The 12,617-nt window shown below is 45.2% G+C and carries 15 protein-coding genes; 9 read left to right on the top strand and 6 right to left on the bottom strand.

Annotation, left to right across the window (positions count from 1 at the left end):
• Positions 1-2 precede the first annotated feature (2 nt).
• From vscX to sctW, 4 genes are read right to left on the bottom strand one after another with little or no spacing between them, the layout of a single operon-like run.
• Complete coding sequence (vscX, locus tag MSG33_RS09005; RefSeq protein WP_005377246.1) at positions 3-380, bottom strand: type III secretion system protein VscX; 378 nt, start codon at positions 378-380, stop codon at positions 3-5.
• Positions 377-751, bottom strand: coding sequence for a type III secretion chaperone SycN (gene sycN / locus MSG33_RS09000; protein WP_248380720.1), 375 nt, complete (start codon positions 749-751; stop codon positions 377-379). The genes vscX and sycN overlap by 4 nt, the downstream gene beginning before the upstream one ends.
• A complete protein-coding gene (locus MSG33_RS08995; protein ID WP_012841775.1) occupies positions 738-1,022 on the bottom strand; it encodes a TyeA family type III secretion system gatekeeper subunit in 285 nt (94 codons plus the stop codon). The genes sycN and MSG33_RS08995 overlap by 14 nt, the downstream gene beginning before the upstream one ends.
• Positions 1,003-1,896, bottom strand: a complete 894-nt coding sequence (gene sctW, locus MSG33_RS08990) for a type III secretion system gatekeeper subunit SctW (RefSeq protein ID WP_048626445.1) — start codon at positions 1,894-1,896, stop codon at positions 1,003-1,005. Before sctW ends, MSG33_RS08995 begins: the two co-directional genes overlap by 20 nt.
• A gap of 185 nt (positions 1,897-2,081) precedes the next feature.
• Between sctW and vscN the strand changes: the two genes are divergently transcribed.
• From vscN to MSG33_RS08945, 9 genes are all read left to right on the top strand, one after another.
• Complete coding sequence (gene vscN, locus MSG33_RS08985; protein ID WP_005395117.1) at positions 2,082-3,404, top strand: SctN family type III secretion system ATPase VscN; 1,323 nt, start codon at positions 2,082-2,084, stop codon at positions 3,402-3,404.
• Positions 3,401-3,862 carry a type III secretion protein gene (locus MSG33_RS08980; protein ID WP_048626446.1) on the top strand — a complete coding sequence of 154 codons (462 nt, stop codon included), beginning with the start codon at positions 3,401-3,403 and terminating at the stop codon, positions 3,860-3,862. The genes vscN and MSG33_RS08980 overlap by 4 nt, the downstream gene beginning before the upstream one ends.
• A 9-nt stretch (positions 3,863-3,871) precedes the next feature.
• Positions 3,872-5,020, top strand: coding sequence for a type III secretion system needle length determinant (locus MSG33_RS08975; protein ID WP_248380717.1), 1,149 nt, complete (start codon positions 3,872-3,874; stop codon positions 5,018-5,020).
• Entirely contained in the window at positions 5,017-5,985 is a 969-nt protein-coding gene (sctQ, locus tag MSG33_RS08970; RefSeq protein ID WP_203342390.1) for a type III secretion system cytoplasmic ring protein SctQ, read from the top strand. Before MSG33_RS08975 ends, sctQ begins: the two co-directional genes overlap by 4 nt.
• Positions 5,982-6,632 carry a SctR family type III secretion system export apparatus subunit VscR gene (gene vscR, locus MSG33_RS08965; RefSeq protein ID WP_005377232.1) on the top strand — a complete coding sequence of 217 codons (651 nt, stop codon included), beginning with the start codon at positions 5,982-5,984 and terminating at the stop codon, positions 6,630-6,632. Before sctQ ends, vscR begins: the two co-directional genes overlap by 4 nt.
• A 13-nt stretch (positions 6,633-6,645) precedes the next feature.
• The gene (gene vscS, locus MSG33_RS08960; protein WP_005377227.1) at positions 6,646-6,912 is read left to right on the top strand and encodes a SctS family type III secretion system export apparatus subunit VscS; all 267 of its coding nucleotides are present in this window, start codon (positions 6,646-6,648) and stop codon (positions 6,910-6,912) included.
• Positions 6,909-7,694 (top strand): type III secretion system export apparatus subunit SctT, encoded by a 786-nt coding sequence (gene sctT / locus MSG33_RS08955; protein WP_031780447.1) that lies wholly within the window; start codon positions 6,909-6,911, stop codon positions 7,692-7,694. Before vscS ends, sctT begins: the two co-directional genes overlap by 4 nt.
• Before the next feature lie 15 nt (positions 7,695-7,709).
• Entirely contained in the window at positions 7,710-8,765 is a 1,056-nt protein-coding gene (vscU, locus tag MSG33_RS08950; RefSeq protein WP_248380715.1) for a type III secretion system export apparatus subunit SctU, read from the top strand.
• 299 nt (positions 8,766-9,064) lie between these two features.
• Positions 9,065-9,667, top strand: coding sequence for a TetR/AcrR family transcriptional regulator (locus MSG33_RS08945; protein ID WP_248380713.1), 603 nt, complete (start codon positions 9,065-9,067; stop codon positions 9,665-9,667).
• Positions 9,668-9,718: 51 nt separating this feature from the next.
• Here MSG33_RS08945 and MSG33_RS08940 read toward each other — a convergent pair whose 3' ends face one another.
• Together MSG33_RS08940 and MSG33_RS08935 are read right to left on the bottom strand one after the other, a co-directional pair.
• The gene (locus MSG33_RS08940; RefSeq protein ID WP_248380711.1) at positions 9,719-11,251 is read right to left on the bottom strand and encodes an MFS transporter; all 1,533 of its coding nucleotides are present in this window, start codon (positions 11,249-11,251) and stop codon (positions 9,719-9,721) included.
• A 5-nt stretch (positions 11,252-11,256) separates the two neighbouring features.
• Entirely contained in the window at positions 11,257-12,270 is a 1,014-nt protein-coding gene (locus tag MSG33_RS08935; RefSeq protein WP_005395128.1) for an HlyD family secretion protein, read from the bottom strand.
• Between the last annotated feature and the right edge of the window lie 347 nt (positions 12,271-12,617).

Raw genomic sequence — 12,617 nt, 5'->3', positions numbered from 1 at the left:
GGTTAGACCTGGATAAGGAGATTGAGCGCCATAGTGAGGTAACGCTGATCAAGTTGCGTACTTTGTAACGTTTCGGATGCTTTGATAAAAGAAGCGGAGCCTGAATCCTGTGCAAGAACTTGCAACTGAGCTAACGTTTCATCAAATTGTTGACGGTATTTTTCTGGACGCAGCAACTCTGAGTGCAACAATTTTGGCTTGGTTAACGCGATTAGGTATTGGTCTGAAGGCCTGAGGTCATAGAGCTTCTCTAAATGTGTAGCGACCGCCTGTCCATCCGGAAGTAATTGAAACCGTTCAGGGAAATCGGCCTTAACCTCACTATGCGTAACATGCGTGAAGGCTTCTATGCCTACGTTTAAAGTGCTTACTCGAGTCATGAGGTTGCCACATCGTTATGTAGACGAACCAAAAGCGTAAACGCTTGTTCTAAAGTCGGAAGCGTGACCTCTTCTCCGTTTAACCGCGCGGAAAAAACCAAAGTTTGCTCATCTAACAAACCAGTTTTAATTTCGAAAGGCCAGCCTTGATCGGTATGACACAAACTGAGTGCGCTTTGAATGATGTCACTGGTTTGATGCCAAGATAACGCTTGAGACAACATAAAGAATAGCTGCTCCCCGTGTCGCTCAATATGTAGTGTACCGCTTTGCTCAAAATCCAGCTGCACCCGTCCAGCTGATGAGAAATCGACGGCATCGAGCCCCATTCCTCGGCAAAATTCATTGACGGATGCATCAATCCAACTCATCTTCCCACGCTTCCTCTTCTTCTATATCAATGGCTTCGTCTAGCGCCTTTTGTACCGCTTGGATTAAATTCTGTCGTTGTTCTTCATCGGCGAATACGTCAATTGGGATTGCGCGAACTAACTTGTGGAACTCTCGAAAAAAATCGATTTTTTGTTGTACCGCCGTCAATTCCATTGCGTTGGCGACTTTCCAAATCTCATCACTGCTTACCCATCGCTGCTCTACCAACGCAATCACATCAGCCATCAAATTAGAAACTTGATAAGCCATAACTCGTCCTTTCCGGTTTAAACATTTGGAACAACTGACTCACGCGATCTTGCAACGTATTCAGAGTTTTGAGTTTTTGCATATCGGACATCAACCACTGCAACTTAACCGAGTCGATACTGCTGCCTTGAACACTAAGATCTGCACTCATGCCTTGCAGCATAAAGTCAACAGCGGTCGATACCTCCTGCTCACCAAAGCGCGCCACTACGTCTTGATAAGCAGCGCCGAGCCCTTGATAGCTATGAACGGTATCGCGATAGAAACCGCGCAGCTGATGTAATGAGCTAAACTCTTGCTCTTGGCTGTACTCATCAGCAAAGTTTGAGACGCGAATTTCCGTATCAATTTGAGCCCAAGAATCTGGGTTTTGCTCGATTCTCAGAATCGCTTGGTCAATCAGCGCTAGTAGATGTTTACTTTCTGGGCTCGCACTCAAAAACTTTTTAACGGCTTTTAACGCAAGGTATTGATGGCTTTTCTCCTCTGAAAATCCATTCAAATAAGCTTGCAATTGAGCGATGGTCGAGATATTTCCTCCCGCCATTTTTGCAGCCAGATCTTTGATCTTTTGGTTCTTTTCAAGATCAGGGACTTTTCGCAGATAGTCAGAAACGAGTTCGTGCGCTTCATTAACTCGAACGCCACTGTCTTTCACTTTACGCTTGGTCAAATCTTTTTCTGCTTTTTCGGAACCGAGTGAAGTGAGCTCTTCCATCGCATCAAAAAGTGATTGTGTGGCATTGTGAACACGGACCGTTTCACCGCGGTAATTGCCTTTTCGTGAAGCGTCGGTACGAGACGATTCCAACCCGTTTTGGATAGACGCATCAAACTTCGGGTTTGTTGCGATATGATTGTTGATAATACTCATTCACTTGCACTCCTTCCGTACAATACAGGCGAATTATAGGAAGTGCGCTTTCTCGAAGCTGTCAAAATCAGACGTGTTTTTTTAGTGCGTTTTCAGTTTTCTAAAAACTCCCGACTGATATTCACTATAAATACCCCCTCATCCTTTCTATCCTCCCAACATCAATCATTGCGCATATTTTTACCTTGAACGATTTCTCATACATCACTGATATCCAACAATCTGCGATCAGGCAAACTCGTCTGATCCAAATTCGCGGGCGCGTTACGCAAGTAACCGGCACCATCATCAAGGCCGTTGTCCCCGGCGTTCGTGTTGGTGAGCTGTGTGAGTTGCGTAATCCTGATCAAACTCTGTCTTTATTAGCGGAAGTCGTTGGCTTTCAACAGCATCACGCTCTGCTCACACCGTTAGGAAATATGTTTGGAATTTCCTCAAATACAGAAGTTAGCCCAATGGGAAAAATGCATGAAGTCGGTGTTGGCGATCACCTGTTAGGTACAACGCTTGATGGGCTTGGGCGTCCTTTCGATGGTACGCAAAGCCAGGAACCAAGTGCTTGGTATCCGGTTTATCGCGATGCGCCACCACCAATGCAACGTAAACTGATTGAAAAGCCAATCTCTCTTGGGGTTCGATCCATTGATGGACTACTGACCTGTGGTGAAGGTCAGCGCATGGGCATTTTTGCAGCGGCGGGCGGTGGTAAAAGTACCCTACTGGCAAAACTGATTCGATCCGCAGACGTCGACGTGACCGTTCTCGCCTTGATTGGTGAACGCGGACGCGAAGTACGAGAGTTTATTGAGCATGACTTGGGCGAAGAAGGAATGGCCAAATCGGTTTTAGTGGTCGCGACATCCGATCGCCCGGCCATGGAACGTGCCAAAGCCGCTTTTGTTGCCACTTCTATTGCTGAATATTTTCGTGACCAAGGTAAACGCGTGTTACTGCTGATGGATTCTGTAACGCGTTTCGCCCGCGCACAGAGAGAAATTGGACTAGCCGCAGGCGAGCCACCAACACGACGTGGCTATCCGCCTTCCGTTTTTGCCGCTTTGCCAAAGCTGATGGAACGAGCCGGCCAATCTGACAAAGGGTCAATTACAGCGCTGTACACCGTGTTGGTTGAAGGCGACGACATGACAGAACCTGTCGCCGATGAAACTCGCTCCATTTTAGATGGGCACATCATTCTCTCACGCAAACTTGCGGCAATGAACCATTATCCCGCCATTGATGTACTCCGATCAGCAAGCCGCGTGATGAATCAAATCGTTGAACCTGATCATCAGGCGTCTGCTGCTCACCTTCGCGAAATGTTAGCCAAGTACGAAGAAGTTGAGCTACTGATAAAAATTGGCGAGTACCAGCATGGGGCAGATAGCCGAGCAGATATGGCGATTGCACAAAGTGATGATATACGCGCCTTTTTACGTCAAGGAACGCATGAGCCAAGTGATCTTGATGGTGCTATCGCTCAACTAAAAGGGATGGCGAACCAATGATCGAACGGTTACTAGAGATCAAACAAATTCGAGCGGAACGTGCGGATAAAGCCGTTAAGCGCCAAGAATACCGAGTATCAAATTCGGCAGCACAGGTTCAAAAGGCCGAACGTTCCGTAGCGGACTATCACGTTTGGCGTCAGGAAGAAGAAGAACGACGTTTTGCCAAAGCAAAGCAACACACACTCGTTCTCAAAGAGTTGGAAACATTGAGACAAGAAATCGCGTTGTTGAGAGAGCGAGAAGCCGAGCTTAAACAGCGCGTTGCCGAAGCAAAAAAAGCGCTTGAGTACGAACGTTCGGTACTTAAAGAAAAACAAAAAGAGGCACGGCAAGCCCATAAAACCAAAGAAAAATTCGTTCAGTTGCAACAACAAGAACTCGCGGAACAGTCGCGAGAAAGACAATACCAAGAAGAACTCGAACAAGAAGAGTTTCGCACTGTCGATATTATCTAAAGGTTCATTATGCGCATTACTCCAACAGAAGAAACACCGAATACGCTGTACAAATCAACGCCAGAAAAAAAGCCCCTGGAACGAGAGGTTGAGCTTCAATCACAGTTCGAGCGTGCAATGACGGAGAAACCTAGCAAGGAAGAAGAATCTACCGTTGCGAGCAAAAAAGACACTCAGAGCAGAGACGAGAGCCTTCCGTTAAGACATGAAGCATCTCAAAGCCTAGACAAACAATCGAAACTTTCTAACCAAGAAGCCAGCACTTATAGAAATACCGCCACATCAAAAGGCAAAAGTGACGTCGTCACCAAGAGAGGCGTAGAGAAACCACAAGACGACGCAACAAATAGCGAAGAACACCTAATTGAAAACAGTAAATTGCATGAGAAAGATAAGAAACTTGAGAGCGATCAGGCTCCAAACTCATCCTCGCTTGAGCGCGCAGGCACCCATTCTCAAGCACAAGCTTCTCTCGACGGTTCTCTCCCTAAAAAGGCCGTAGGGAAATCGCTCGCTCAAGATGCAATTAACAATGCCAACTTCACGACGAAACAAACCGAAACGACACACAATAAGCGTGCAACGCAGCGACTACAAGACACAGGCAAACTAACAGATAAAAACGATAGTCGTTCTGAAACTAAATCGCTTGAGAAAGTCGAGACGAAAAGCGCACTAGTGGCCGTTAAAGCGGATGACGAAAAAGCAGAACCTCAACACCTTGCGAGCGCGGCAACACAAGGCGATGTCATTTTAAAGAGTGTCGCTTCACAGGCTCAGCCGGCCCCTGTACGAGAAGTAAATACGTTACTCCAACAATTGGTGGACAAAATCTATGTTTCTCTGCCAACCGCATCGGACAACAAAGAGGTTCGGCTGTTTCTGAGTGAAGGACAATTAAAAGGTGGCGAAATCCACATCAAGTTGGACACGCAAGGTTATAGCGTGACGATTCGACAAGAGCATGCCCTTTCCATTATTAGCCAGCAAGCTAGACAAGATCTTGCCGAACGCCTAAACCGATTTGGCGGTGATCAGCCACTTCGTCTAGCGATCAGCGAACAAACTCAGCAGTTCGATCAACAACAGAATGAACAACAACACTCACGCCAGAAACGTAGCGTGTATGAAGAATGGCAAGCGGAGAATGACCTATGACGCCGTTAACGATACCCAAAGTCGATTCAGACAGTATTGCGCTCAGTAATCAACTTTGTGCAAAGCAATGCCATTTCCAAGGGGCTGATGGTCAGAGCGTATCGATTACTGTTTCTCAAATCCCTTCATTTGAAGGATTCCGTTTAACCACGTTGATTGGAGGGCAAACGATCCAAGTGGATTTTTGTCGTGCGCAACTCCAGAAATGGCTTGAGTCTACTCTGAATGCCACTGCATTCGAGTCACTGCCCAACTCGCTCCAGTTAGCACTTTTGAGTTCTCAGATTGAACCGCATAGTGAGGCATTCAAAGCACTATTTGGTCAGTTGCCCATTCTTAGCCAGTTACAACCGTTAGAGTCGAGCCAAGTTCAAGAGCATACCTTGATGTTAACCCTCAATAAACCTAACGGCTCTCTTTGTTTGTGGGTTAGCGAAGGAGCAAACGTGCTGTTGGATGCACTACCAAACAGCGATTCTCTTCAGGCGCGACATCTCGCTTTACCTGTGTGGTTAAGCCTTGGAAAGACCCATTTAATGTTAAGCGAATTTAATTCGCTCGAACTGGGAGATGTGATCTTTTTTGACGATTGTTATATCGCCCAACAACAAGCCATTTTTCAAGTATCTAACCAGAATCTCTGGCGCTGCCAACTGGATGACCAAATTCTTCACATTATTGAAAAAGAAACCAATATGAATGACCTAAACACTTCAGAAATGTTAACCGACCACCAGCAACTGCCCGTGGAACTCACGTTTGATATCGGCCATCAAACCATCACTCTAGAACAGCTTAACCAGCTTCAGCCTGGGTACGTATTCGAGCTAAACCAACCTGTATCTAAGCCGGTAACATTGCGTGCCAACGGCAAAATCGTCGGTGAGTGTGAACTGGTTAATGTTAATGAGCATTTAGGTGTGCGCGTACTGGAACTGTTTGGTGGCACGCAGGAGCCAGCATGATCCAGTTACCTGACGAGCTCAATCTCATTGTCAGCTTAGCACTGCTGGCACTGATCCCATTTATCGCGATGATGGCGACGTCGTTTGTAAAACTCGCCGTTGTATTCTCACTGCTGCGTAACGCTCTCGGTGTACAGCAAATTCCACCGAACATGGCGCTGTACGGATTGGCGATCATTTTGTCTATTTTCATCATGGCTCCCGTCGGGTTTGAAACCTACGACTACGTAAAGCAGCATGATATCTCCCTCGAAGATTCTGCAAGTGTAGAAGGCCTCATTGAAAGCGGTTTACAGCCTTATCGAGAGTTTTTGAAAAAACATATTCGGGAAACCGAAGCCATATTCTTTACCGATGCTGCGCGCACATTATGGCCTCAAAAGTACGTGGACCGTTTAGAGTCAGATAGCTTGTTGCTGTTGCTGCCAGCGTTTACGGTCAGTGAGCTTACCCGTGCTTTTGAAATTGGCTTTCTATTGTACTTACCGTTCATCGCTATCGACCTAATTGTATCGAATATCTTGCTCGCCATGGGCATGATGATGGTATCGCCAATGACGATTTCCCTCCCCTTCAAATTGTTACTCTTTGTCTTGCTTGACGGCTGGACGAAACTCACTCACGGCTTAGTGCTGAGTTACGGTTAATCACGGAGAAAGTATGCATTCTGCTGAAATCATTCATTTCACGACTCAAGCATTAACCCTAGTTTTGTACTTGTCGTTACCGCCGATTTTAGTCGCAGCGTTGGTCGGCACATTGGTATCGCTTATTCAGGCGCTCACTCAGGTCCAAGAGCAAACGTTGGGGTTTGTGGTCAAGCTTATCGCGGTCATTATTACGCTGTTCGTCACAACGCAGTGGCTAGGGGCAGAGCTCCACGCCTTCGCCTCGCTTGCCATGGATAAAATTCCTCAAATACGATGAGTTATCACGACTTACACCAGGCCTTATTTTTGTACAGCCTGACGTTGCCTCGGTTAATGGCATGCTTCATCTTTTTGCCTATTTTGAGCAAGCAAATGCTAGGCGGCACCATGGTGAGAAATGGTGTGCTTTGCTCACTCGCACTGTTTATATTTCCGATGATTAATCAGCAAAGCTTGCCCGCAGAAACCGACGGTATTTGGCTGATAGTGATTTTGGGTAAGGAGGTATTAATTGGGCTATTGATCGGGTTTGTTGCTGCTATCCCCTTTTGGGCAATAGAAGCGGCTGGCTTTCTGGTCGACAACCAACGTGGTGCTGCCATGGCAAGTATGTTTAACCCAACGCTAGGCTCGCAATCGACGCCAACCGCAGTGTTGCTGACCCAAACGTTGATTACCCTGTTCTTCTCTGGCGGGGGCTTTGTCACTTTTATCTATGCGTTATTCAAAAGCTACACATCTTGGCCGATCGTGGACTTTTTCCCAACCGTTAGCGATGCATGGGTAAGCTTCTTCTACGCGCAATTTGAACAGCTTATGTGGCTTGGTGTGTTGATGTCCGCTCCATTAGTGTTGGCAATGTTTCTTGCTGAGTTTGGTCTGGCGCTTATCAGTCGTTTTGCACCGCAATTGAATGTTTTTTTCCTTGCCATGCCAATAAAAAGTGCCATCGCGAGTGTTTTACTGATCGTGTATCTCGGGCTAATGATGGATCACTTTGAAGTGCAATTTTATGGCATTACCCGATTCGCAGAACAACTCAATACCATTTGGCAATAACGCTTAGGATTCTTTATGAGCGCAGAAAAAACAGAGCAACCCACCGCAAAAAAGTTACGCGATGCCAGGCAGAAAGGTCAGGTAGCCAAAAGCCTAGAAATCGTATCGTCTGCATTAATTTTGGCGCTCATAATTGTACTGTTTGCGTTCGCCGATTATTACATGTCGCACATCTCAGCGCTTATTCTCCTACCAAGTAAGCTTGCTTATCAGGGCTTCCAAGATGCGCTAGTCGATGTCGCTATTGCCATCGCAAAAGAAATTGCCTATCTACTCGCCCCGATTATTCTGGTTGCTGCACTCGTCGCCATCTTTTCCAATATGGGGCAGTTCGGCTTCCTATTTAGTGGTGAATCCGTTAAACCAGATATCAAAAAGATCAATCCCGTCGAAGGTGCCAAACGCATTTTTTCGCTTAAGAGCGTGATTGAGTTTATCAAGTCGATCCTTAAAGTCTCTCTTCTTTCCTGCATTATCTGGGTGACCTTACGCGGTAACATCAACGCTTTGATGCAAATTCCAACTTGCGGGCTAGAATGTGTCCCGACCATTACTGGTGTCATGATTAAACAATTAATGATTATCTCTTCGGTAGGTTTCATCGTCATCGCTGCAGCTGATTTTGCGTACCAAAAATTTGACCACACGAAGAAACTCAAAATGAGCAAGGACGAAGTGAAACGCGAATACAAAGAGATGGAAGGCAGCCCTGAAATCAAAAGTAAACGTCGTCAGTTGCACCAAGAGCTACAAGCCTCCAATCAACGCGAAAACGTTAAACGTTCTAATGTATTAGTTACAAACCCAACACATATAGCAGTTGGTCTTTATTACAAGAAAGACGAAACGCCCCTGCCCGTCATCACCTTGATGGAAACCGATGCGGTAGCCAAACGTATGATCGCAATCGCTAAAGAGGAAGGCGTTCCTGTGATGCAAAAAGTCCCTCTAGCCCGTGCACTATACGCGGACGGCAACGTCGACCAGTACATCCCAAGTGATCTTATTGAGGCAACCGCCGAAGTGCTTCGTTGGTTGGCATCATTGGAGTCCGATAAGACGCTGAACTAACATGATTTCGAGAGTAAAGGCTATCGTACGAAGAACGGTTACCACTTTTCTATACATAATGATATTTTTAAATGTGTCATCCTTCGCTATAGGTTTCAGCATATCGAATTTGCCTACTTTTGCTTGTCTCAATGAAGCACTTGGTTCAGAAGCACTTGGTTCATGAAAAGTCGTGTTTACTAACGTCAATAGTGGTACTGTACTGGACAGTTTTACTTTCATCTCTAAACCACCTAGAGCTCGGTAAGAAACCACGCCAGCCACAACAAAGGTGGATTTTTGCTTAGGTTGATTTATTTATGCGCATATCTACCGAAAAGAAACGAACTCGAATCATCAAAGTTGCCACTGACCTTTTTATAAAACAAGGTTACAAAGACACATCACTCGATCAAATCGTCGCGATTTGTGGAGGCTCAAAGCAGACGTTATATCGCTATTTTTCGAACAAAGAAGGGTTATTTGTTGAAGTTTTAGCATACAATACCAAAACCAGCTTAGAGTCCGTCTTCCAGCTTGCCGACAAGCAATCGGAGCCTTTACAAGAAACATTGAATGACTTCGCCAAGAAGTACCTAAAAGGTGTATGCTCCAATCCTATGCTATCACTTTATCGGATCGTTTCGGCTGACTTCAACAAACATGATTCCGTACCAAATCAATTCTGGCAGACAGGGCCGCATCGCATTCATCAATACCTCATCGACTTTTTAAAGAGTGAAACTGTCAGCTCACAACTCGATGTTAAAAATGCCGACCTCGCTTGTGAGCAACTACTTGCATTAATTAAACTTGATTACCAGAACATGGCACTAATTGGCTTCGATTTTCCGACAGATGAAGAGTTAGATGCACATACGAAAAAAGCGGTCACCGCCTTCCTAAATCTATACCAAAGATAAACTCACTGAATATAAAAGGGAGCATCATCGCTCCCTTGTTGTTTCTATGGCTTAGTGAATCTCTCGCTTCGCCGCCAGCTTTTTACCGATTATTAAGATTGGCGCGAGAGCAAAGACCGAGATAATAAACATCAATAATGAATTACTCAGTGCTAGAGTGGTCGCCTGCTCTTTGACAACAGAACTAATTTGGCTCATTCCTAATGCCGAATTTGGCAAGTGTCCATGAGTCAGAATCGTACTGCTCAACGCATTTTTATAAGCACCAAAAGCATGATTCACATCATCTAGCGTTCGGCCAATCTCTCCAGCAGCTTGTGCACTATGGCTTTGCATTACCCGTGAGAACACGGCACCAGCGATCACACCACCAATGGTACGAAAGAGGTAGAAATTGGCGATGCCTTCTAAACGCTGCCCGACCTGGAAGTACATCAAGACTGCAATGGTCACAGACACATTCAATAAGCCGACACCAAACCCACGCAACATCATCGGAACGGACAAAGATTCCGTACCAGCAAAGCTAGGTAACTGACTAAACTTATGTACCGAAAGTATAATCATCACCACACCAAACGGGACGACGGCATCCGCTAATGGACGGCGGAAGTAATACACCAGCACACTGACTAGCATACCACCTAGCATGGCATAAAATGCCGGCAATTGGGCATATCCAGCATTAAGGTTGTTGTACTGCAACGCCATTTTCAAAAAGCTAGTAAACAACACATTGCTCGCCATAACAGCAAAACCTGCCAAAAAAGCGTTGTACATAAAAACATTAGTTTTCAACTTACTATGCAGCTGTATTGATGCTGTATTTAAAGGACTGGTTCTCACAAAGTAATACACCACTAATAAAGTCAGAGCCGCGGCAATCGAAGAGGCTTTAACAAACCATTCCGAGTCAAACCAGTTGTAATAACTGCCTCTCATCAATAGAAATACAACGAGGCTTATTGTCAGGGCAAAAACTAAATAAAACGAACAGCCAGATTTGGGTTCGGCCTCGATTTGAATCGACTTTGGATTGTAGATGCATGCAATTACCAAGGCAGAGAAGTACAGCCAAGCCGACACGACACACAACAGTGACCAGTCAAAAATTTCGACAATATTGGCCACTACCCAAGGGTAAGCGCCGATCGGTAGCAAGGTTGAGAATACTAGCGTTAAAGCGATAATGGCAGGTAGCCAACGCTGTTCAAAGAAGTGGAGCAAGTAAAGGTTTAATACCACCATTAACATGCTCATAAAAAAGCCACTCGAGAGCCAAGTCAGAGTGAACACCAGTTCTTGCTGTCCGCCCCAGTAAAGTACAAGATTGCTCGCTAGACCTACCAATAAAATGGCATGTAAGAGAATTAACGTACCCAATCTACGCACCAATATTGGTGTGAATATAAAACCTAATACCTGAGTAATCATAAAGCCGACTTTAACCAGAGCAACTTCATCGACAGATAAGCCTGACGTTGCCGCCATCTCATACGATAACTCGGTAAACATCACGGAGTTAATACCAAAAGCAGCAATCGCAAAAAGCGTCAAAATCAGCAGCGGTGAACGTTTTTCCATTGCAGTTAACCTTGTGCCGCGGTCTCGATCGATACTTCTGCAGACAACCCCGGATAGACTCGTTGACTCAACTCTTGAGGGATCTCTAGCTCAATACGTACTGGTACACGTTGTACTACTTTTACGAAATTGCCTGTCGCATTTTGAGGTGGCAATAAACTAAACTGTGCACCAGTCGCCGGGGTGATCGAAGAAACACGGCCATGCAATGGATGGTTTGGAAACATATCCAATACCACTTCAACCTCTTGCCCAGGCACAACGTTCTCAAGTTGTGTTTCTTTAAAGTTTGCCTCTATCCAAACATAATCTGGCACCATCACGATGAGCCCCATTCCTGGTTGTACAAACTTGCCGACTTGCACTTGTCTATCTGCCACATAGCCATCGAATGGCGCACGCACCGTGGTTCTTTCCAGTGAAATATTAGCTAGTCGTAAGTTTGCTTCTGCTTTTTTACGCTGTGCTGTCAGTTGCAACTTCTCAGTCATCAATGTGTCGAGCTGTTTTTGCTCAGCAGCTAAGCCCAATTTAGCGGTTTCAAGATTACTGCTTGCTTCAATAGATCGCGTTTTTTGTGCTTCAAACTGATTTTTGCTCACAGATTGCTTTTGTACCAAACGAGAAAGACGTTGAAACTCCGCCGCTTGGTGTTCGGCATTTGCACTCGCGCGGCGAATACCTTGCTTCGCCTGCTCAATTTTCATTAACTGCATATCCGTTTTGATTTGATTTGCAGTAAGCTCAGATTTCGCAACGTCTAGTGCTGCTCGAGCAATTTCTTGGTTGGCAATAAAGTCTTCATCATCAATGACAAACAAAGGAGTTCCTTCTCTTACCCACTGGTTATCTTTGACAAAGATTTCGCTTACTTGCCCCCCAACCTCAGGTGAAATGGCCGTAACGTCTGAATGAACATATGCGTTATCCGTCATTACAGTATTCGGCTGGTATAAGGCACAGCCAGCAGCAAATAACGAACCAACAACAAGCGACAAGGCGATAACTTTCTTCTTCATGTTTGAAACCCATTTTATGATTTTCACAAACTGTACTGTACCGTACAGTTTTAGTAAAGACACATTTGATCATTGCCAATCAAAAAGATCAATCTCATTGATTTATCATGAACTTCTTGAGAAAAGTGTTTCGAATGAAAAGAATTAAAATCTAACCATTTGTAATGTAAACAAAAAACACATTTAAACTGAATAAGTAAAGAGAGGACTGCAACTCCCCTACCTTTAATGAAGCTTGCTCCCCAACTCGGTGCATCAGGCGCAAACATTCGACTGGCCGAAGTTTTCGAAGCTACCTCACCAATTTTCATTAGCACCTCAATCTGACACATCAACCCAACGATAAG

This window comes from Vibrio sp. 1CM7H, assembly GCF_023161645.1.
Taxonomy (GTDB): Bacteria; Pseudomonadota; Gammaproteobacteria; order Enterobacterales; family Vibrionaceae; genus Vibrio; species Vibrio diabolicus.
Note: the sequence above shows the minus strand (reverse complement) of the source record. Positions and strands in the feature narration are given on the sequence as shown.

What these genes read in the sequence shown, in the direction of transcription:
- vscX (WP_005377246.1), bottom strand. Translation starts at nt 380, where the DNA reads ATGACTCGAGTAAGCACTTTAAACGTAGGCATAGAAGCCTTCACGCAT.
- sycN (WP_248380720.1), bottom strand. Translation starts at nt 751, where the DNA reads ATGAGTTGGATTGATGCATCCGTCAATGAATTTTGCCGAGGAATGGGG.
- MSG33_RS08995 (WP_012841775.1), bottom strand. Translation starts at nt 1,022, where the DNA reads ATGGCTTATCAAGTTTCTAATTTGATGGCTGATGTGATTGCGTTGGTA.
- sctW (WP_048626445.1), bottom strand. Translation starts at nt 1,896, where the DNA reads ATGAGTATTATCAACAATCATATCGCAACAAACCCGAAGTTTGATGCG.
- MSG33_RS08980 (WP_048626446.1), top strand. Translation starts at nt 3,401, where the DNA reads ATGATCGAACGGTTACTAGAGATCAAACAAATTCGAGCGGAACGTGCG.
- MSG33_RS08975 (WP_248380717.1), top strand. Translation starts at nt 3,872, where the DNA reads ATGCGCATTACTCCAACAGAAGAAACACCGAATACGCTGTACAAATCA.
- sctQ (WP_203342390.1), top strand. Translation starts at nt 5,017, where the DNA reads ATGACGCCGTTAACGATACCCAAAGTCGATTCAGACAGTATTGCGCTC.
- vscR (WP_005377232.1), top strand. Translation starts at nt 5,982, where the DNA reads ATGATCCAGTTACCTGACGAGCTCAATCTCATTGTCAGCTTAGCACTG.
- vscS (WP_005377227.1), top strand. Translation starts at nt 6,646, where the DNA reads ATGCATTCTGCTGAAATCATTCATTTCACGACTCAAGCATTAACCCTA.
- sctT (WP_031780447.1), top strand. Translation starts at nt 6,909, where the DNA reads ATGAGTTATCACGACTTACACCAGGCCTTATTTTTGTACAGCCTGACG.
- vscU (WP_248380715.1), top strand. Translation starts at nt 7,710, where the DNA reads ATGAGCGCAGAAAAAACAGAGCAACCCACCGCAAAAAAGTTACGCGAT.
- MSG33_RS08945 (WP_248380713.1), top strand. Translation starts at nt 9,065, where the DNA reads ATGCGCATATCTACCGAAAAGAAACGAACTCGAATCATCAAAGTTGCC.
- MSG33_RS08940 (WP_248380711.1), bottom strand. Translation starts at nt 11,251, where the DNA reads ATGGAAAAACGTTCACCGCTGCTGATTTTGACGCTTTTTGCGATTGCT.
- MSG33_RS08935 (WP_005395128.1), bottom strand. Translation starts at nt 12,270, where the DNA reads ATGAAGAAGAAAGTTATCGCCTTGTCGCTTGTTGTTGGTTCGTTATTT.